Source organism: Amycolatopsis marina (genome assembly GCF_900111885.1).
GTDB classification, from domain to species: domain Bacteria; phylum Actinomycetota; class Actinomycetes; order Mycobacteriales; family Pseudonocardiaceae; genus Amycolatopsis; species Amycolatopsis marina.
On sequence record NZ_FOKG01000006.1, the window covers coordinates 193235 to 212511 of the forward strand.

Genomic DNA, 19277 nt, shown 5'->3' on the forward strand with positions numbered 1-19277 from the left:
CCCCGCAGTGTGCGCTCCGACACCCGCCGCTCCGCCCCACTCCAGGGCCTGGGTCGTCCGCAAGTACCACCAAGCAACATCAACAACGTCACCAACTACCGCCAAGCTCTGCCGGGACTCGCGGTCCGCGCCGTCTGCCGGGTCGGCGGCGCCAGGAGGGTGAGCAGGGCCAGCGCCGCGGTGAGCAGGAACGTCACCCGCAGGCCGTACTGGGTGGCGATCATCCCCATGGTCACGGGTCCGGCCACCGACCCCACACCGAGAAAGAGCACCGCCGCACTGAAGCCCGTGGCCGGGTACTCGGGAAACACCTGGTAGCTCCACACCGCGAGCAGACCGGACGTGGCCATGAACGCGCAGCCGTACAGCAGCGCGGAGGCCACCACTGCGACCACGGAACCCGGAGCGACACCGAGCAGCGCCACCGCGACCGCGAGAGCCGTCAGGAGCAGCCGGTGCGCGCCGGGCAGCCCCATCCGGGCGAGCACCCGGCCGGTGAACACTCCCGCGGTGCCCGAAAGCCCCATCAGGGTCCAGAACAGCGGGCCCGTCTCGGGGTCGTCGGCACCCGAGATCGCCTCGACCGCGTAGGTCCAGTACACCGAACCGAGCAGGCCGTAGGACAGCGCGGTGAGGTACAGCGGGAGAGCGCTGCGCCGGGCGAACCAGCGCATGGCCGGGGTCCTGCGCGCGGCATCCGCGGTGGATCCACCCGGCAACAGCACGGCGTTGTACACCGTGGCGGCCAGCGCGATCGCGGCGAAGACGAACCAGGCGAACCGCCAACCGGTCGAGCGCGCCAGCAGGGCCAGTGGTCCCGCGATGACGACCGCGAAGGCGGTCCCGCTGGGAATGATCGCCAGCACCCGCTCCCGCCTGCCGTCCGGCAGCAGACGTCCGATCGCGTCGGAGTAGGGAGCCCAGATCCAGCCGGAACTCGTGCCGGCCAGCACAAGACCGATCACCAGTAGCGCCGGAGTGCTCGCGAACGCGACCAGGGCCATGCCGAGGGTCGCCGACAGTCCGCCCAGCACGACCATCGGCCGCGGGCCGAACCGGGTGACCAGCACGCCGACCAGGATCAGCGCCAGTAGGTACCCGAAATACGTCGCACTGCCGATCGCACCGAGCACGGACACCGAAAGGCCGAACTCCGCCCGGATCTGCGGCAGAAAGAGCCCGTAGCCGTAACGAGCGAAGCCGTATCCGACCCCGATCGCCGAGATGGCGGCGAGCGCGATGTGCCGATCGATGACCCGCCGCGGGTCGCGAGCCCCACCTGTTACCGTCTGCATGTCATTGACGGTAACAGGATCGGTTACCTACTTACAGCCATCGCCAGTAACATTGAACTCATGGCCTATTCGCGTCCGCCCGCACCGGACGACCTGCTTCCGCTCGAGGTGTTCGGCAACTCCGCGCGCTTTCTCTACGACGAGGAGGCGCTCACCGGACCTGCCGAAGCCGCGCGCTGGCTTCGGGAACGCGATCTCCTGCCCCAGGGCAGCGTGCTCGGGGACGGCGAGGTGGAGCGACTGGTGCGCTTCCGGGAGACCCTGCGCGATCACCTCGACGACCGCGCCGACGCGGCGACGGTCGCCGCCCTCAACGCCTACTGCGAGGAGACATTGACCGGTGCGGGCTGGGCCGCCGACGGGACACCCACGCTGTTCCCGGCCACCGACCGCGGCGCGGACGGTCTCATCGCCCGGCTGCTCGCCCTCACCCACCGCGCGGACGCCACCGGCGAACTGCGGCGGCTCAAGCCGTGCCGGGCCCCGGAATGCCGCTGGCTCTTCTACGATCGCTCGCCGGGCGGGAACAGTGTCTGGTGCAGCATGGACATCTGCGGCGCACGGCACAAGATGCGCACCCACCGGTCCCGCCGGCACGAGGGTTGACGACGGGCACCGCTCACGTGGGCAACTGGTCCAGCACCTCGGTCCAGGGCACGCCCGGTCGCAGCCGATGCGGGCGGACACCGGCCGATGTCAGCGCGTCCAGATGGCCCTGCCACGCGGGGTGCCCGGTCCGGGTGTCGCGCACCTGGTAACCCACGACGATCGACACCCCCGGCACCCCTAGCGATTCCCCGAGCACCGTCATCGCCTGGTTGTCGGCGACACCCAGCGCCAGCTTGGCCACCGATCCGGCCGAGGCGGGGGCGAACAGGAACACCTCGGGATCAGGATGCGGCCTCGGCTGCCCCGGCAGGCGGGACTCGCTGCGCACCTCGAGATCGGTCAGTGCCCGCAGCCGGTCGAGCTCCCCGGTGTGGGTGAGCCAGGCCGCCGCGGTCGGGGTGAGCGTGACCGCGAGCCGCCAGCCGCGCCGGACCGCCGGTGCCGCGAGCTCACCGCACAGCCTGCTCTCCACCCCGCCGCACGAGCTCACCACGAGCCCGAGCACACGCTGGTCCATCAGGCGGCGGTCTCCCCCGGCTTGCGCAGCACGGCGCAGAACATCGCGTCCGTACCGTGGCGATGCGGCCACAACTGCACGTACGGTCCGGCCCCGAGCAGTGGCACACCGGGGAAGAACTCCCTGGCGTCCAGCGTCTCCGCTCCGGCGCGGCGCGCGGTCTCCGAGACCACTCCCTCGGTCTCCCCGAGGTGCGGTGAGCACACGACGTAGGTCACGACACCGCCGGGACGGGTCAGGTCCAACGCGGCCGCGAGCAGCTGGCCCTGCAGCTTGGTCAGGTCGGCCACATCGGAGGGCTGCCGCCGCCAGCGGGCCTCCGGGCGCCGCCGCAGGGCGCCCAGCCCGCTGCACGGCGCGTCCAGCAGCACCCTGTCGTAGCCACCGTCGAGGCCGGACTCACGCCCGTCGGCGACGTGCACGGTGACCGGCAACCCCTCGGTCACCCGCTCGATCAGCCTGGCCCGGTGCGGGGCCAGCTCGACCGCGTCGACGGTCGCGCCGGACAGGCCGGCCAGCGCCCCCAGCAACGCCGCCTTGCCGCCGGGACCGGCGCAGAGATCGAGCCAACGCTCGTCACTGCCCTGCACCGGCGCCTTCGTCGCGGCGATCGCGCACAGCTGGCTGCCCTCGTCCTGCACCGCGGCCAGGTGCTGGCGGATCGGTTCGGACTCGGCGAGGTCTCCGCTGCCGGTGGGCAGGTGCACGCCGTACGGCGAGTACGGGGCGACGTCGCCGCCGGTGATCGCGGCCAGCTCGTCCGCGGTGATCTCCCCGGGACGGGCGATGAGGTGCACCGAAGGACGGGCGTCGTCGGCCTCGAGGGCCGCCTGTAGCTCGGGGCCCTTGTCGCCCAGCGCTTCCGCGAAGGAGCGGGCCACCCAGCGCGGGTGCGACGTGCGCATCGCGGCGTTCCCGATCGGGTCCTTCTCCGCATCCGGCGCGAGGTGGTCCAGCCAGGCTTCCTCGTCCTTCTCCGAGACCGTGCGCAGCACGGCGTTGACGAATCCCGCGACATGCGAGCCCGCGTCCGCGCGCACGAGGTCCACTGTGGAGGTGACCGCGGCGTGCTGCGGGATCCTGGTGCGCAGCAGTTGGTATGCGCCGAGGCGCAGTCCGTCGAGGACCAGCGCGTCGACCTTCGCCAGCGGGCGGTCGAGGCACGCCGCGATGATCTCGTCGAGCAGTCCCTGCGCCCGCGCGGTGCCGTAGGTCAGTTCGGTGGCCAGTGCGGCGTCGCGGCCGGTGATACGCCGGTTGCGCAGCATCTCCGGCAGCGCCAGGTTGGCGTAGGCGTCGCGCTCCCGCACGGCGCGCAGCACATCGAGCGCGACGCGGCGGGCCGGGTCCTCCGGCGAGGGCTTACGCGGCCCTTCCTTGCGCGGACCGGGCCTGCCGTGCCCCGGCCGGGACGGCCTGCGTTCCCTGTTGCCTTCTCGCTGGTTCATGACAGGCGCTCTCCCTGATCGATCCTCGTACCGCGCGCCCAGTCGGTGGCCGCCATCCGTTTCTTTCCCTGTGCCTGTACGTCGCCGAGGCGGACCGGGTTGGTCGCCGTGCCGACGAGCACTCGCTTGCGCTGCACCAGCAACTCCCCCGGCTCCAGCTCCACGGAGTCCAGTTCGGACTCCGATGGCACGGAGACCGGCCCGAGTTTCAGCCGCTCCCCCCGGAACTCGGCCCAGGCACCGGGCTCCGGCGACATCGCCCTGATCAACCGGTCCAGCGCGGTCGCGGGAGCGGCGAATGACACCCGCGCGTCCTCGACCGTGACCTTGGGGGCATAGCTCACACCGTCGGCCGGCTGCTCCGCCGGCTGCAGCACCCCGTCCTCGATACCGTCCATAGTAGACAACATCAGGTCCGCTCCCGACGTCGCCAGCCGGTCGAGCAGCGAGCCCGCCGTGTCGTCGTCCGCGACGCGTTCGGTGACCACTCCGAAAACGGGACCCGCGTCCAGCTCCCGGACGATGCGGAACGTCGAGGCGCCGGTGAACTCGTCCCCGGCGCGCAGTGCCGCCTGCACCGGCGCGGCACCGCGCCATGCGGGCAGCAGGGAGAAGTGCAGGTTCACCCAGCCGAACCGCGGGATGTCCAGTGCGGCCTGCGGCAGCAGCGCGCCATAGGCGACAACGGGACAGGCATCCGGGGCGAGCTCGGCCAGCCGCGCCAGGAACGCCGGGTCACCCGCCTTCGCCGGCGTGAGCACCTCGATTCCGTGTTCGTCGGCGAGCGCGCCGACGGGAGAGCGGAGCACTTGTCTCCCCCGGCCCGCAGGGGCGTCGGGCCGGGTGACGACCGCGACCACCTCGTGACGGCCGGAGGCGAGCAACGCCCGCAGCGAGGGCACAGCCGGTTCGGGCGTGCCGGCGAAGACCAGCCGCATCAGCACTCTCCCGATGAGAGGACAGCACCGTGCAGGACGGACGGAAAGAAATCGGGGAAGGAGATCATCCCGTCCAGTCTAGAACCCGCGGTCAGCGGTCCCAGGGCAGGCGCACCGGCAGGACGACGGAGGCCGAACCACCGCCCCTGCGCTCCGGCTCGGCCGCGGCGAGCCACCGCCCGTCGCGCAGCCGTTCGACCGCGGTCACGGCGCCGATCTCGCTCGGGGTGTCCGCGAAGCGCTGCCCTCGCTCGATCAGTCCGGCCGTCGCGGGCTGCTCCAAAAAGGCCCGCTCGACCTGGGCCGTCGGCGAGTTTCGCTGGGACGCTCGCGGCGCGGCAACGGCCTCCGGCAAGGTCAGGTCCCGGTCGAGGCGGCCGAGCAGGACCTGCAGCACGGTGGTGATGATCGACGCGCCGCCCGGCGAGCCCACGGCCAGTACCGGCTTTCCGTGCCGGAGCACGATCGTCGGGGCCATCGACGACCGGGGGCGCTTGCCCGCCGCGGGCAGGTTGGGATCGGGTACACCGGAGGCGGACGGGGCGAAGGAGAAGTCGGTGAGCTCGTTGTTGAGCAGGAACCCACGGCCCGGCACGACGATGCCGCTGCCACCCTCCTGCTCGATGGTGAGGGTGTAGGCGACGACGTTGCCCCACTTGTCGGCGGTGGTCACGTGCGTGGTGTGCTCACCCTCGTACGGCGTGGGGGCGCCCGGGGCGGCCTGCGCGCACGGCTGCGGCGACCGGGGGTCGCCGGGCGCGACCGGACTGGTCAGCGCCGAATCCGGGTCGATGAGGCAGGCCCTGCTGTCGGCGAACTCCTGGCTGAGCAGTTCGGCGCTGGGCACGTCGGAGTAGGCCGGGTCCCCGATCCAGCGGTTGCGGTCGGCGAACGCGATCCTCGTGGACTCCAGGAAGTGGTGCAGGTAGGCGCTCTCGTCCATGCCCGCGAGGTCCTTCGTCTCCAGCATGTTCAGCGCCTGGCCGACGGTGAGACCACCGGAGGAGGGGGCGGGCATGCCGTACACGTCGAGCCCGCGGTAGCGCACGTGCGTCGGTTCGCGCTCGGCCGTGCGGTACCCGGCCAGATCCTCGACGGTCAGCTTTCCCGGCCGGACCGTGAGCCCGGCGTCGGGATCAACCGGCGGGTCCTGCACGGTGTCCGCGATGTCGGCGGCCACCTCGCCGTTGTACAGGTCCGCCGTGCCGGTCGCCGCCAGCCGGGCATAGGTGTCGGCCAGTTCGGGGTTGGTGAACGTGGAGCCGACCTCGGGCGGCGCTCCGCCGGGGAGGAACAGGTCCCGGCTGGCCGGGAAGGCGGAGAACCGCTCGGCGTTGCTCGCGACCTGCCGGTGGAACGTCTCGTCCACCGTGAAGCCGGACCGGGCCAGCCGTTCCGCCGGACGCATCAGCGCGGCGAGCGGTCGGCTGCCCCATGCCTTCAACGCGTCCCGCCAGGTCGCGGGCGTACCGGGAACTCCGACGGAGAGTCCGCTGGTGACAGCCTCCCAGAAGGGCAGTGGACTGCCGTTCTCGAGGAACAGCGACTCGTCGGCGGCAGCCGGTGCGGTCTCCCTGCCGTCGAGGGTGCGCACGGTGCGGGATTTGGCGTCGTAGTACACGAAGAAGCCCCCGCCCCCGATCCCGGCGGAGAACGGGTCCGTGACGCCCAGCGCGGCGGCCGTCGCCACGGCGGCGTCCACCGCGTTGCCGCCCTTACGCAGGACCGCGGTGCCGATCGCCGTCGCGTCGGCGTCGATGCTGGAGACGGCCCCCAGGTAGCCGCGCGCCACCGGCTGCGGGCCGTGTGCGGTCGTGGATGTGTCCGCGCCGGCGGCCGGGGCCGCGGGCACGAGCAGGGCCACCGGCAACACGGCGGCCAGGGCACGGGTCAGGAGTCGCGCGCGTGGGACTGGCATTCGGGCAGTGTGCCGTATTTGCGCCCTAGGCACACGTGTTTGCGTTCTGTGCACACTTGATTTCGTTCTGTGCGCACGTGTTTGCGTTCCAGGGTCCGCAGTCGATCAGCAGAGACGCGGGGAAGTGCAACTCGTGTACGGGAATGTCGAACACGTGTACACGGAACGCAAACACATGTGCATGGAATGCAAACTCGGCTAGATGAGGTTTTGGGGGTCCAGTTGGGTGCGGATGGGGGCTGGGTCCTTGCGGGTGCTGCGCAGGGCGCTGACCGTGTGCGCGGCTGCGGCGAGTGCGCGGCCGTCGGCGCGGGGCACCCGGATCAGGGCGCGCTCCTTCTCGGTGCGGCCGTCGGAGTCCGGTTCGCCGAGCGGGACCGGGCCGAGCACCTCTGCCGACTCGGGCAGTGGGATCTCCTCCAGCAGCGTGGCGACCGCCTCGGGGGTGCCCTCGAAACTGGCCATCCGCACGGCGGGCGGGAAACCCAGTTCCGTGCGCTCGGCGAGTTCGAGTCCGGCGTGCCAGGCCGGGTCCCAGCGGATCAGCGCTTGCACCGGGGCCAGCGAGACATCGGCGCCGACGACGACCCTGCCGCCCTCCGGGCCGGGGCGGACCAGGGCCGCCGCACCCATCCAGCGGCGCAGTGCCTCTTCCGCCGCCCGCAGGTCCTGCCTGCCGAGCAGCGCCCAGCCGTCGAGCAGCAGCGCGGCGCCATACCCCGATTCGGCCACCGGCTCCGCGCCCGGCGTGCACACGACGAGCGCGGGCTCGGCCGCGACGCTGGCCAGCACCTCCTGCGCCCCGGAGGTGCGCACCGGGACCCCGGGAAACGCCCGTCCCAACTCCTCCGCGGTGCGGCGGGCGCCGATCACGACGGCACGCAGGCGACGGGAGCCGCAGGCCGCGCAGCGGTAGGCGGTGTCCGGCACACCGCACCACCGGCAGCTCGGCGGCCTGGCCACCCCGCCCTCGGTGCCGCCGCCGAGCAGCAGCGGACCCGCGCAGTGCCTGCACCGGGCCGGGCTCCGGCAGTGGTCACACGCCAGACCGGGGACGTACCCCCTGCGGGGAACCTGGACCAGCACCGGTGCTCCGGCCTTCAGGCCAGCCCGCGCCGCCTCGAACGCGACCGCGGGTAGCCGGGCAGCCCTGGCCGCCTCGTCCCTGGCCAGGTCGAAATCCTCGCCGAACGGGGTCACCCTCGGCGCGCTCGCGCGCAGTTCCTCCCTGGAGGCGACGACGGGATGCGCCCAGCCGGAATCCACCAGCAACTGCGCCTCGGCGGTGCGGGTGAAGCCGGCGACCACCAGCGACGCCGCGTCCGCGTGCGCGCGCAACATCAGCACATCGCGCACCTGTGGATACGGCATGTGCGGGTCGACGTGCAGATCGTCGCCGTCGTCCCACACCACGAATAGCCCGGGGTCGGCCACCGGGGCGAACATCGCCGCCCGAGTTCCGACGACCACCCGCGCCGATCCGCGCGACACCGCGAGCCAGCGCCGGTACCGTTCGGCGGGGCCGAGTCCGGCGGACAGTGAGACCGTCGCGTCCGCGCCGACCCGCGCCACGCAGGCATCGTGCAGCCGGGTGAGGTCGCGGTGGTCGGGCACGACCAGCACCGCTCCCCTGCCCGTCGCGGCGACGGTCGCGGCGAGTTCGGCGAGCCGGGCGGGCCAATCCTCCCCCGGCAGCGCCTGCCAGACGGCGTGTGCGGGCCGCCCCGCGCTCAGCGCGTCGGCCAGTACCGGTCCGCGCGGATAGCGCTGCCAGCCCGAGACGTCGGGCTGCTCCGGTCGCGGCGCGGCCTCGCGCGGTGGCTCGGCCTCCGCCTTCGCGTGCCGCGGCGGGATCGCCAGCCGGAGCACGTCGATGAGGGTGCCGCCGTACCGGTCGGCGACGGCCCTGGCCAGCCCGGCCAGCGCCGGAGTCAGCACGGGTTCGCTGGAGGTGACCCGCTCCAGAAACGCGAGGGTGCCCTTGTGCTCGGTGGTGTCGGCCCGCTCCAGCAGGAACCCGTCGACCAGCTGTCCCGCGAACCGCACCCGGACCCGGCAGCCGGGAACCGCGGCGGCGTCAAGGTCAGCGGGTACCTGGTAGTCGAACGTACGGTCCAGATGCGCCAGCGGGACGTCGACGACGATCCTGGCCACCGGCGCGGTCTCGGCGGGCGCGCGCTGCCCCTTGCCCCTGGCCGCACGCTTCGCGGGTTTGGCCGGCTTGGGCGCGGACGCCTTCCGTATGGGTTTCGCCGCGGGGGCCTGCCGCTGGGGCAGGTCCCACAGCGGCGGCGTCCCGCCCTCAGGCACCCGCCGCCGACCGGAGCGCGTCGGCCCGGTCGGTGCGCTCCCAGGGCAGGTCGAGGTCGGGCCTGCCGAAGTGGCCGTAGGCCGAGGTGGGCGCGTAGATCGGCCGCAACAGGTCGAGATCCCGGATGATCGCGGCGGGACGAAGGTCGAAGACCTCGCTGATGGCCGCCTGGATCTTCGCCGGGTCCACGGTCTCGGTGCCGAAGGTCTCCACGAACAACCCCACCGGAGACGCCTTGCCGATCGCGTAGGCGACCTGCACCTCCACCCTGGAGGCGAGCCCCGCGGCCACGACGTTCTTCGCGACCCAGCGCATCGCGTAGGTGGCGGAGCGGTCGACCTTGGACGGATCCTTGCCGGAGAAGGCGCCGCCACCGTGGCGGGCCATGCCGCCGTAGGTGTCGACGATGATCTTGCGGCCGGTGAGTCCCGCGTCGCCCATGGGACCGCCGATGACGAACCGGCCGGTCGGGTTGACCAGCAGGCGGACGTCGCCGCTGTCCAGGTCGAGACCGTCGATCACCGGCGCGACCACCTGCTCGCGGATGTCGACCCCGAGCATGGCTTCCAGGTCGATGCCGTCGGCGTGCTGACTGGACACCACCACGGTGTCCAGGCGGACGGCCTGCTCCCCGGCGTACTCGATGGTGACCTGCGTCTTGCCGTCCGGGCGCAGGTAGGGCAGCACACCCTCCTTGCGCACGGCGGTCAGGCGCTGGGACAGCCGGTGGGCCAGTGCGATCGGCAACGGCATGAGTTCGGGCGTGTCGCTGCAGGCATAGCCGAACATCAGGCCCTGGTCACCCGCGCCCTGCCGGTCGATCTCGTCGGCGACCTCCTCGGTGGCGCTTTCCAGCCTGGTCTCGTAGGCGGTGTCCACACCCTGGGCGATGTCCGGGGACTGCGAGCCGATGGCGACGTTCACGCCGCAGGAGTTGCCGTCGAACCCCTTCGCGGACGAGTCGTAGCCGATCCGCAGGATCACGTCCCGGACGATGGTGGGGATGTCGGCGTAGGCCTCGGTGGTCACCTCGCCCGCGACGTGGACCTGGCCGGTGGTGATCAGGGTCTCGACGGCGACGCGGCTGCGGGGGTCCTTGGCCAGCAGCGCGTCCAGGACGGAGTCGCTGATCGCGTCACAGATCTTGTCCGGATGACCTTCGGTCACCGACTCCGACGTGAACAGCCTGCGATTCGACGCGGTCAACGCTTGTCACTTCCCTCTTCCGACAGTGTGTCGTACGGCGCGCGGCCGTGCGGTGTGCTGCGTCGGCAGCCTAACGAAGCCTACTGACTCCGGCACCGGACAATCCTCAAGGCGCGATCAGTTCAGTCACCGCGTCCCACACAGCGGACGCCAGTTGCGACTTCGAGCCGAGCGGGATCTGCCGCTCCGCACCGCCCCGCTCGGGTGCGGCGAGCAGCCAACCCGCGTTGTCCTCGACCTCGAAGGCCCTGCCCTCGCCGACGGCGTTGACGACCAGCAGGTCGCAGCCCTTGCGCTTCAGTTTGGCTCTGGCGTGCTCGAGCACGCCACCGGACTCGTCCCCGGTCTCCGCGGCGAAACCCACGATGACCTGCCCGTCCCGCCGGGCGGTCACCAGCTCGGCGAGGATGTCGGGGTTGCGGACCAGTTCGACGGCAGGGTCCGGCTGGTCGTCCGATTTCTTGATCTTGTGGTCGGCGCGTCGCGCGGGCCGGAAGTCCGCCACCGCGGCGGCCATCACCACGACATCCGCGGCGGAGGCGGCAGCATGAACGGCCGCGCTGAGTTCTGACGCACTGGAGACGTGCTGGACATCGACGCCCGCCGGCTGCGGTAGCGCGACGGTGTGCGCCGCGACCAGGGTGACCTCGGCCCCCCGCTGCGCGGCGACTCTGGCCATCGCGTAGCCCTGCTTTCCCGAGGACCGGTTGCCGAGATAGCGCACTGGGTCGAGCGCCTCCCTGGTGCCGCCCGCGGAGATCACCACGCGGACGCCCGTCAGATCGCGCGGCAGCGCGGCCGGCGCGGCCAGCAGCAGCCGGGCCAGGTCGACGATCTCCCTCGGGTCGGCCAGCCTGCCCTTGCCCGTGTCGACGCCGGTCAACCTGCCGGAGTCCGGTTCGGCCACGACCACGCCCCGCGAGCGCAACAGGGCCACGTTGTCCCGGGTGGCCGGGTGTTCCCACATCTCGGTGTGCATGGCCGGAAAGAACGCGACCGGGCAGCGTGCCGTCAGCAGGGTGTTGGTGAGCAGGTCGTCGGCGAGGCCGTGCGCGGCCCTGGCGAGCAGGTCCGCGGTGGCGGGCACGACGATCACCAGGTCGGCGTCCTTGCCGACCCGGACGTGCTGGACATCGGGCACCTCGGTGAAGACGCCCGTGTGCACGGGGTGGCCGGACAGCGCCTCGAAGGTGGCGGCGCCGACGAAGTTCAATGCGGCGTCCGTTGGGACCACGCGAACGTCGTGACCGGACTCGGTCAGCCCGCGCAGCACCTCGCACGCCTTGTAGGCGGCGATCCCGCCGCCCACGCCGAGGACCACCTGCGGCTTGCTCGGTGCGCTTTGAGAAACGCGCGGCACGGTCGACTCGGCCAGCATCGCGGTGCGGAGCGCCTCCGTCTGCGTGGTGGTGGGAGACGGGCGGGCGGGGCTCGGACCGGGCATCCCATCGTCACCGTCACACGTCATACGCCCCGCCTCCCCGCTCGTGGGCTACCGCCGCGCGCGTTCATCCACTCACCAGATGCAGATCAGCCAGGTTTCACAACGCTTGCTCATGGCTGTCAACCGACCGTCTTCAGCGTCGTCCGTCTCCGGGTGCTACTCGCCCTCGGTGTGCTCGAGCAGGCCGGCGTGGATCTCGCGCAGCGCGATCGACAGCGGCTTCTCCCGCGGGCCCGGCTCGACCAGCGGCCCCACGTACTCCAGCAGGCCCTCGCCGAGCTGTGCGTAGTAGTCGTTGATCTGACGGGCACGCTTGGCCGAGTAGATCACCAGCGCGTACTTCGAACTGACCTTCTCGAGCAGGTCGTCGATCGGCGGGTTGGTAATGCCTTCCAACGCCTCGCCCTGGGCACCCAGCGTAATCGCGGTCACTCGTCGTGCTCCGAATCGTCGGTGTGATCGTCCTGAACTGTGGACGTGTCCGTCATCAAGGTTAGCAACTCCCTCGCGGCGGTCCGCACGTCGGCATTGACAATGCGTTCGTCGAACTCTCCCGAGGCCTCCAGTTCCCGCTCCGCCTCGGCGAGACGAGCCCGCACGGCGGTGTCCTCCTCGGTGCCACGGCCGGTCAGTCTGCCGACCAGTTCCCCCCAGGATGGCGGCAGCAGCATCACCAGCCGAGCGTCCGGCATCGCCCGGCGAACCTGGCGCGCTCCCTGTAGCTCGATCTCCAGCACGGCGGGCCGCCCGGATCGCAGCGCGGCCTCGACCGGGGCCCGCGGGGTGCCATAGCAGTTGCCCGCGAACTCGGCGTACTCCAGCAGCTCACCACCCGCGATCATCGCGTCGAAGGCGGATCTGTCGACGAAGTGGTAGTGCACGCCGTCCACCTCGCCGGGGCGGGGCCGGCGTGTGGTGACCGAGACGCTGAAGTAGATCCGCGGATCGAGGCGCCGCAGCTCCCCGACCACGCTCGACTTTCCGACGCCCGACGGTCCCGAAACGACGGTGAGCCGGTGCCGGGAGACGTTCCCCGGCACCGGCTCATCGTGGGACTTACCGCCGGCGACTCGGCCGGCTTCGGTTGGGGCGTCGTAAACCCCGTCGCTCACTGACCGCTGAACTCGGCCAGCAGCGCCTTGCGCTGCCGGTCACCGAGACCGCGCAGCCTACGGCTGGGGGCGATCTCGAGACGCTCCATCGTCTGCTGCGCACGCACCTTGCCGACGCCGGGAAGGGCTTCCAGCAGAGCAGACACCTTCATCTTGCCGAGGACCTCGTCCTCATCGGCCTGCTTCAGCACCTCGGCCAAGGTGGTGCCGCCCCGCTTGAGCCGCTCCTTGAGCTCCGCGCGGGCGCGACGGGCGGCAGCGGCCTTCTCCAGCGCCGCAGCACGCTGTTCCTCGGTGAGCTGGGGAAGTGCCACGTTTTCCTCCGGTAGTACTCAAATTCTGGGTGGGTGTCGCGACCGTACCGACACGCCAGTAGCGACCACAATGCGGGGTGGCCCGATCACAGCCGTTTCCGGGCCTGGTAGTGCAGTTCAGCGCCAGAAGGCGGCCGAAAGTCCGCCATTCGGCCCAGCAATCCGCTTTTCACTTCCTGTATAACCCGGCCGGCTAAGCCCTTCAACCACGCGGCCCTTCAACCACGGCGGCCCTTCAACGGCTCAGCCCCGCAGCGAGTCCTGCACGGCGCGTACCGCGGAACGCAGGGCCGCCTGCCCCGGACCGTGCCGCAGGATGTCCCGTGAGGATGCGGGCAGCACACCGGGCAACTCCTCGCCGAACACCCTGCGCAGATCGGCCACCGTGGCGCCCTGTGCACCGAAACCGGGGGCCAGCACCGGGCCGTTCAGCGCACGCAGATCGAGCTCGCCCGCGCCGATCGTCGCCCCGGCCACGACCCCCACGTCCCCACCGCGTTCCGCCGTCGCGTTGCGCAGGGCCGCGGCGTCGACGATCGACTGCGCCAGCGTCCTGCCGTCCTCGACCCGCGCGTGCTGGCCCTGCCCGCTCTCCGGGTTCGACGTACGGGCCAGCACGAAGATCCCGCTACCCTGCGCCCTGGCCAGTTCCATGGTCGGCAGCAGGGAGTCGAATCCGAGGTAGGGCGACACCGTGATGGCGTCGGCGGCCAGCGGCGCGCCGTCGGCCAGGTACGCCGCCGCGTAGGCGGCCATAGTGGAGCCGATGTCGCCGCGTTTGACGTCCAGCAGCACCAGGGTGCCCGCGTCGCGTGCCAGCGCGATCACGCGCTCGAGTACGGCGATCCCCGCCGAACCGTAGGCCTCGAAGAACGCCGACTGCGGCTTGAGTACCGACACCTCCCCCGCGAGCGCCTCCGTGGCCGTGAGGGCGAAGCGCTCCAGCCCCGCGGCGTCGGCGGACAGGCCCCATTCCCGCAGCAGTCCCGGATGCGGATCCACACCGGCACACAGCGGGCCCCGTTCGGCGACGGCGGCGGCCAGCCGGGCGCCGAACGGGACCTGTCCCGCTGTCACGGCTGGGCCCGCAGCGCCGCCTGCAGGTCCTGCAGGGACCGCACCCCGATGTCCCCGCGGATCAGTGCCTCGATGCCGTGCACGGCGGCCGCGGCGCCCTGGATCGTGGTGATGCACGGGATGTCCCTCGACACCGCGGCCGTGCGGATCTCGTAGCCGTCCACCCTGGGCCCGCTGTTGCCGTACGGGGTGTTTATGACCATGACCACCTCGCCCGCCAGGATCACCTCCACGACATCCCGGTCCGATTCGGACAGTGCCCCCGCGGCGGCGCTCTCGTAGTGCTTGCGCACCACGGAGCAGTCGATTCCGTTGCGGCGCAACACTTCCGCCGTGCCCGACGTCGCGAGGATCTCGAATCCGAGATCGGCGAGCCGCTTGACCGGGAACACCAGCGAGCGCTTGTCCCGATTGGCCACCGAGACGAAGACCTTGCCCGAGGTCGGCAGGGAGCCGTAGGCGCCGGCCTGCGACTTGGCGAACGCCTTGCCGAAGGAGACGTCCACGCCCATCACCTCGCCGGTGGACTTCATCTCCGGCCCGAGCAGCGAGTCGACACCGTGCCCCTCCGGTGTCCGGAAACGGTGGAACGGCAGCACCGCCTCCTTCACCGACACCGGCGAGTGCGCGGGCAGATCACCACCGTCGCCGGTGGCCGGAAGCACACCGTCGGCGCGCAGCCCCGCGATCGTGGCTCCGGTCATCACCAGCGACGCCGCCTTGGCCAGCGGGACCGCGGTCGCCTTGGACACGAACGGCACCGTCCGCGACGCCCTCGGATTGGCCTCGAGGACGTACAGGACGTCGTCCTTGAGCGCGTACTGCACGTTCAGCAGGCCGCGCACGCCGACGCCCTTGGCGATCGCCTCGGTCGAGCGCCGCACGGCCTCCAGGTCGGTCCGGCCGAGGGTGATCGGCGGCAGCGCGCACGAGGAGTCCCCGGAGTGGATCCCGGCCTCCTCGATGTGCTCCATCACGCCACCGAGGTAGAGCTCCTCGCCGTCGTAGATGGCGTCCACGTCGATCTCGATGGCGTCGTCGAGGAACCGGTCCACCAGTACCGGGTGCTCCGGGGTCACCTCGGTGGCCCGCTCGATGTAGCCGGCGAGGTGGGCCTCGTCGTAGACGATCTCCATTCCGCGCCCGCCCAGTACGTAGGAGGGCCGCACCAGGACCGGGTAACCGATCTCGTCGGCGATCCGCTTCGCGCCCTCGAAGGAGGTCGCGGTGCCGTAGCGCGGCGCGGGCAGACCCGCGTTGACCAGCACGGTCCCGAACGAGCCCCGGTCCTCCGCGAGGTGGATCGCCTCGGGCGGGGTCCCCACGATGGGCACGCCCGCGTCGGCCAGCCGCTGCGCCAGCCCCAGCGGGGTCTGCCCGCCCAGCTGCACGATGACCCCGGCGACGGTGCCCGACTCCTGCTCGGCGTGCACCACCTCCAGCACGTCCTCGAAGGTGAGTGGCTCGAAGTACAGGCGGTCCGACGTGTCGTAGTCGGTGGATACGGTCTCCGGGTTGCAGTTGACCATCACGGCCTCGAACCCGGCCTCACGCAACGCGATCGCCGCGTGCACGCAGGAGTAGTCGAACTCGATGCCCTGCCCGATCCGGTTGGGCCCGGACCCGAGGATCAGCACCTTTTCCCGCTCGGTCTGCGCGGACACCTCGGACTCGGCGCCGGGGTCGAGCTCGTAGGCCGAGTAGTGGTAGGGGGTCTTCGCCGCGAACTCCGCGGCGCAGGTGTCCACCGTCTTGAACACCGGCCGCACGCCGAGTCGGTGCCGCAACGCGCGAACGCCGTCCTCACCGGCCAGTTCCGGCCGCAGTGCCGCGATCTGCTGATCGGACAGCCCGGTGCGCTTGGCTCGCAGCAGCAGCGCGCCGTCCAGCACGGGAGCCTCCCGCACCTGCGCGCCGATCTCGCCGATCAGGGCGATCTGGTCGACGAACCACGGGTCGATGCCGCTGGCCTCGTGCACCTGCTCGACGGTCGCGCCGAGCCGCAGTGCCCGCTCGACGACGTAGAGCCTGCCGTCGTGCGGGGTGCGCAGCTGCTCCAGCACCGATTCGACGGTCGCGTCCTCGGGGTCCGGCTGGGTCCAGAAGCCGCCCGCCTTGGTGTCGATGGAGCGCAGTGCCTTGCCCAGTGCCTCGGGGAAACTGCGGCCCATGGCCATGGCCTCGCCGACGCTCTTCATCGTGGTCGTCAGCGTCGGGTCCGCACCGGGGAACTTCTCGAAGGCGAACCGCGGCACCTTCACCACGACGTAGTCGAGGGTCGGCTCGAACGAGGCCGGGGTCTCACCGGTGATGTCGTTGCGGATCTCGTCGAGGGTGTAGCCGACGGCGAGCCGCGCGGCGATCTTGGCGATCGGGAAGCCCGTCGCCTTCGAGGCCAGCGCCGAGGACCGCGACACGCGCGGGTTCATCTCGATGACGACCATCCGGCCGTCGCGGGGGTTGATCGCGAACTGGATGTTGCAGCCGCCGGTCTCCACTCCCACCGCGCGCAGGACGTCGATGCCGACGTCGCGCATGTGCTGGTACTCGCGGTCGGTCAGCGTCATCGCGGGCGCCACGGTCACCGAGTCGCCGGTGTGCACGCCCATGGCGTCGATGTTCTCGATCGAGCAGATGACCACGACGTTGTCGTTCCTGTCGCGCATCAGCTCGAGCTCGTACTCCTTCCAGCCGAGCACGCTCTCCTCGATGAGCACCTCGGTGACGGGGCTCTCCTCCAGCCCGAACGAGGCCATCCGCTCCAGCTCGTCCTCGGTGTGCACCATGCCGGAGCCGAGGCCGCCCATCGTGTACGAGGGACGGATGACCACGGGGAGGCCGAGATCGGCAACGGTCTCCCGCACCTCGTCCATGGAGTGGCAGACCGCGCTGCGCGGGACGTCGCCGCCGATCGAGCGGACGATGTCCTTGAACTTCTGCCGGTCCTCGCCGCGCTGGATGGCGTCGATGTCGGCGCCAATCAGCTCGACGCCGTACTTCTCCAGCACGCCGCGCTCGTGCAGGGCGACGGCGGCGTTGAGTGCGGTCTGGCCGCCGAGGGTGGCCAGGAGCGCGTCGATCGGGCGCCCCTGCTCCTTCTCGTTGGCGATGACCTTCTCCACGAAGTCCGGGGTCACCGGCTCGATGTAGGTCGAGTCGGCGAACTCCGGGTCGGTCATGATCGTGGCGGGGTTGGAGTTCACCAGGCTGACCCGGATGCCCTCCTCACGCAGCACGCGGCACGCCTGCGTGCCCGAGTAGTCGAACTCGGCGGCCTGCCCGATCACGATCGGCCCTGAGCCGATTACCAGGACGTGCTCGATGTCTGTACGTTTCGGCATCAGCGGCCGCCCTTCCCTTCGGCCCGCTGCATCAGGCCAACGAACTCGTCGAACAGTGGCGCGGCGTCATGTGGCCCCGCGGCGGCCTCGGGGTGGTACTGCACCGAGAACGCCGGGACGTCGGAGCAGCGGACTCCCTCTACCGTGTCGTCGTTCGGGCAGTAGTGGCTGATCTGCGCCGCTCCGAATTCGGACTCGAACCACTGTCCGGGTTCACCCTCGAGGGCGAAGCCGTGGTTCTGCGCGGTGATCGCCACCGTCCCGGTCGCCACGTCGATCACCGGGATGTTGATGCCCCGGTGGCCGTAGCGCATCTTGTAGGTGCCGAGGCCGAGCGCACGGCCGAGGATCTGGTTGCCGAAGCAGATCCCGAACAACGGGAGTTCCCTGCCCAGCACCTCACGTGTGAGCGCGGTGGCGTGCTCGGTGGTGGCCGGGTCGCCCGGCCCGTTGGAGAGGAAGACGCCGTCCGGCTCCACGGCGAGCAGGTCCCGCAGGCTGCTGCTGGCCGGCAGCACGTGCACCTCTATCCCGCGTTTGCTCAGCTGGCGCGGAGTGTTGGACTTGATCCCGAGGTCCAGCGCGGCGACCCGGAAGCGGGTCTCACCCTGTGCGGCGACCACGTAGGGCGAGCGGGTCGTGACCTCACCCGCGAGGTCGGCGCCCTGCATGCTGGGACTGGCCAGCACCTCGGTGAGCAGGTCGGCGTCGGGACGGACGGATCCGCCCGCCAGCAGCGCGTCGCCGGAGAAGACCCCGGCGCGCATGGCGCCGTGCTCGCGGATGTGCCGGGTGAGGGTCCGGGTGTCGACCTCGGAGATGCCGACCACCCCCTGCTCGGCCAGCTCGTGGTCGAGCGATCGAAGCGACCGCCAGTTGGACGGGGTCCTGGCCGGGTCCCGCACGACGTATCCCGCCACCCAGATCCGCGCCGACTCGTCGTCCTCGTCGTTCCATCCGGTGTTGCCGATCTGCGGTGCGGTCTGCACCACGATCTGGCGGTGGTAGGACGGGTCGGTGAGCGTCTCCTGATAGCCGGTCATGCCCGTGCTGAACACGACCTCGCCGAGACTCGTGCCCCGCGCGCCGTAGGCGCTGCCGCGGAACACGCGTCCGTCCTCCAGCACCAGTGCCGCCGGTGTCTGTGTACTGCCCGTCATCGCTGGGCCCCTCCCTTTGTCTGCGGGCCGGTCACGTTGCCGTGCAGCGCCTCGATCCACTTCGGATAGACATCGATGTCGTCGCCACGGAAGCCCGTGTCCACGGCCTCCTCGCCGAGACGCCAGGTGATCACCAGCAGGCTGTCGGTGCCCATCACCTTGCCCGCCATACCCTTCCCGATAACGGTGTCCACAACGGACTCTCGCGGGATCCAGAAGCCGGGGGCTCCGACGCGCTCCACCTCGATCCCGCCGGGATAGCAGCGCAGGGTCGCGGTCGTGCGCAGGCCCGCACCTCTGGTGACGATCCGCTCCTGCCAGCGCCCGGCCCTCGTCGTGCACACGTACAGTCCGTGTGCCTCGAGCACCGGCTCGCCCGGCTGTGCGGGGACTTCCGGGAACGGCGGGAACTCGACGCTCTGCGCCCGTGCCTGGCGTCGCCAGCCCCGCCACATCCCGTACACGCACAGGCCGAAGAAGGCGGCGACCAGCAGCGAGAGCAACAACCTGTCCATCACTGTGTCCTATTCAATCCTCGGGCTATTCAGGTCCGTAGCGTGCGTCACCGATGCCCGCGGTCGCTAGGT

16 protein-coding genes are annotated in these 19277 nt (G+C 71.1%); 1 reads left to right on the forward strand and 15 read right to left on the reverse strand.

Going from position 1 to position 19277, the window contains the following annotated elements; genetic code table 11:
• Positions 1-95: 95 nt before the first annotated feature.
• Positions 96-1295, reverse strand: coding sequence for an MFS transporter (locus BM199_RS12265; protein ID WP_177242584.1), 1200 nt, complete (start codon positions 1293-1295; stop codon positions 96-98).
• 60 nt (positions 1296-1355) lie between these two features.
• On the opposite strand from BM199_RS12265, the gene BM199_RS12270 reads away from it, so the two are divergent.
• On the forward strand, positions 1356-1901 hold the full coding sequence (locus tag BM199_RS12270; RefSeq protein WP_091672991.1) for a CGNR zinc finger domain-containing protein: 546 nt from the start codon (positions 1356-1358) through the stop codon (positions 1899-1901).
• Positions 1902-1914: 13 nt separating this feature from the next.
• Here BM199_RS12270 and BM199_RS12275 read toward each other — a convergent pair whose 3' ends face one another.
• From BM199_RS12275 to BM199_RS12340, 14 genes are all read right to left on the reverse strand, one after another.
• Positions 1915-2421: a flavoprotein gene (locus BM199_RS12275; protein WP_091672992.1), complete on the reverse strand. Its 507-nt coding sequence runs from the start codon at positions 2419-2421 to the stop codon at positions 1915-1917.
• On the reverse strand, positions 2421-3869 hold the full coding sequence (locus BM199_RS12280; RefSeq protein WP_091672994.1) for an RsmB/NOP family class I SAM-dependent RNA methyltransferase: 1449 nt from the start codon (positions 3867-3869) through the stop codon (positions 2421-2423). Before BM199_RS12280 ends, BM199_RS12275 begins: the two co-directional genes overlap by 1 nt.
• Positions 3866-4807, reverse strand: coding sequence for a methionyl-tRNA formyltransferase (gene fmt / locus BM199_RS12285; RefSeq protein WP_091672996.1), 942 nt, complete (start codon positions 4805-4807; stop codon positions 3866-3868). Before fmt ends, BM199_RS12280 begins: the two co-directional genes overlap by 4 nt.
• A 91-nt stretch (positions 4808-4898) precedes the next feature.
• Complete coding sequence (ggt, locus tag BM199_RS12290) at positions 4899-6725, reverse strand: gamma-glutamyltransferase (protein WP_091672998.1); 1827 nt, start codon at positions 6723-6725, stop codon at positions 4899-4901.
• A gap of 198 nt (positions 6726-6923) precedes the next feature.
• A complete protein-coding gene (locus tag BM199_RS12295; RefSeq protein ID WP_177242585.1) occupies positions 6924-9035 on the reverse strand; it encodes a primosomal protein N' in 2112 nt (703 codons plus the stop codon).
• Positions 9028-10242, reverse strand: a complete 1215-nt coding sequence (gene metK, locus BM199_RS12300) for a methionine adenosyltransferase (RefSeq protein ID WP_177242586.1) — start codon at positions 10240-10242, stop codon at positions 9028-9030. The genes BM199_RS12295 and metK overlap by 8 nt, the downstream gene beginning before the upstream one ends.
• Positions 10243-10348: 106 nt before the next feature.
• Complete coding sequence (gene coaBC / locus BM199_RS12305) at positions 10349-11620, reverse strand: bifunctional phosphopantothenoylcysteine decarboxylase/phosphopantothenate--cysteine ligase CoaBC (RefSeq protein WP_177242598.1); 1272 nt, start codon at positions 11618-11620, stop codon at positions 10349-10351.
• Positions 11621-11842: 222 nt separating this feature from the next.
• Positions 11843-12118, reverse strand: a complete 276-nt coding sequence (gene rpoZ, locus BM199_RS12310) for a DNA-directed RNA polymerase subunit omega (protein WP_091673000.1) — start codon at positions 12116-12118, stop codon at positions 11843-11845.
• Complete coding sequence (gene gmk, locus BM199_RS12315; protein ID WP_177242587.1) at positions 12115-12726, reverse strand: guanylate kinase; 612 nt, start codon at positions 12724-12726, stop codon at positions 12115-12117. The genes rpoZ and gmk overlap by 4 nt, the downstream gene beginning before the upstream one ends.
• A gap of 68 nt (positions 12727-12794) precedes the next feature.
• The gene (mihF, locus tag BM199_RS12320) at positions 12795-13112 is read right to left on the reverse strand and encodes an integration host factor, actinobacterial type (RefSeq protein ID WP_091673003.1); all 318 of its coding nucleotides are present in this window, start codon (positions 13110-13112) and stop codon (positions 12795-12797) included.
• A gap of 243 nt (positions 13113-13355) precedes the next feature.
• Positions 13356-14189: an orotidine-5'-phosphate decarboxylase gene (gene pyrF, locus BM199_RS12325; RefSeq protein ID WP_091673005.1), complete on the reverse strand. Its 834-nt coding sequence runs from the start codon at positions 14187-14189 to the stop codon at positions 13356-13358.
• Positions 14186-17530: a carbamoyl-phosphate synthase large subunit gene (gene carB / locus BM199_RS12330; RefSeq protein ID WP_091673006.1), complete on the reverse strand. Its 3345-nt coding sequence runs from the start codon at positions 17528-17530 to the stop codon at positions 14186-14188. Before carB ends, pyrF begins: the two co-directional genes overlap by 4 nt.
• Positions 17530-18690 carry a glutamine-hydrolyzing carbamoyl-phosphate synthase small subunit gene (gene carA, locus BM199_RS12335; RefSeq protein WP_091673008.1) on the reverse strand — a complete coding sequence of 387 codons (1161 nt, stop codon included), beginning with the start codon at positions 18688-18690 and terminating at the stop codon, positions 17530-17532. The genes carB and carA overlap by 1 nt, the downstream gene beginning before the upstream one ends.
• Entirely contained in the window at positions 18687-19205 is a 519-nt protein-coding gene (locus tag BM199_RS12340) for a PH-like domain-containing protein (protein WP_091673009.1), read from the reverse strand. Before BM199_RS12340 ends, carA begins: the two co-directional genes overlap by 4 nt.
• Positions 19206-19277 lie beyond the last annotated feature (72 nt).

Excerpts from the sequence above, each read along its gene's own strand:
- ggt (WP_091672998.1), bottom strand. The coding sequence starts at position 6,725 with ATGCCAGTCCCACGCGCGCGACTCCTGACCCGTGCCCTGGCCGCCGTG.
- BM199_RS12270 (WP_091672991.1), top strand. The coding sequence starts at position 1,356 with ATGGCCTATTCGCGTCCGCCCGCACCGGACGACCTGCTTCCGCTCGAG.
- fmt (WP_091672996.1), bottom strand. The coding sequence starts at position 4,807 with ATGCGGCTGGTCTTCGCCGGCACGCCCGAACCGGCTGTGCCCTCGCTG.
- BM199_RS12340 (WP_091673009.1), bottom strand. The coding sequence starts at position 19,205 with ATGGACAGGTTGTTGCTCTCGCTGCTGGTCGCCGCCTTCTTCGGCCTG.
- carA (WP_091673008.1), bottom strand. The coding sequence starts at position 18,690 with ATGACGGGCAGTACACAGACACCGGCGGCACTGGTGCTGGAGGACGGA.
- BM199_RS12280 (WP_091672994.1), bottom strand. The coding sequence starts at position 3,869 with ATGAACCAGCGAGAAGGCAACAGGGAACGCAGGCCGTCCCGGCCGGGG.
- carB (WP_091673006.1), bottom strand. The coding sequence starts at position 17,530 with ATGCCGAAACGTACAGACATCGAGCACGTCCTGGTAATCGGCTCAGGG.
- BM199_RS12265 (WP_177242584.1), bottom strand. The coding sequence starts at position 1,295 with ATGCAGACGGTAACAGGTGGGGCTCGCGACCCGCGGCGGGTCATCGAT.
- BM199_RS12275 (WP_091672992.1), bottom strand. The coding sequence starts at position 2,421 with ATGGACCAGCGTGTGCTCGGGCTCGTGGTGAGCTCGTGCGGCGGGGTG.
- coaBC (WP_177242598.1), bottom strand. The coding sequence starts at position 11,620 with ATGCTGGCCGAGTCGACCGTGCCGCGCGTTTCTCAAAGCGCACCGAGC.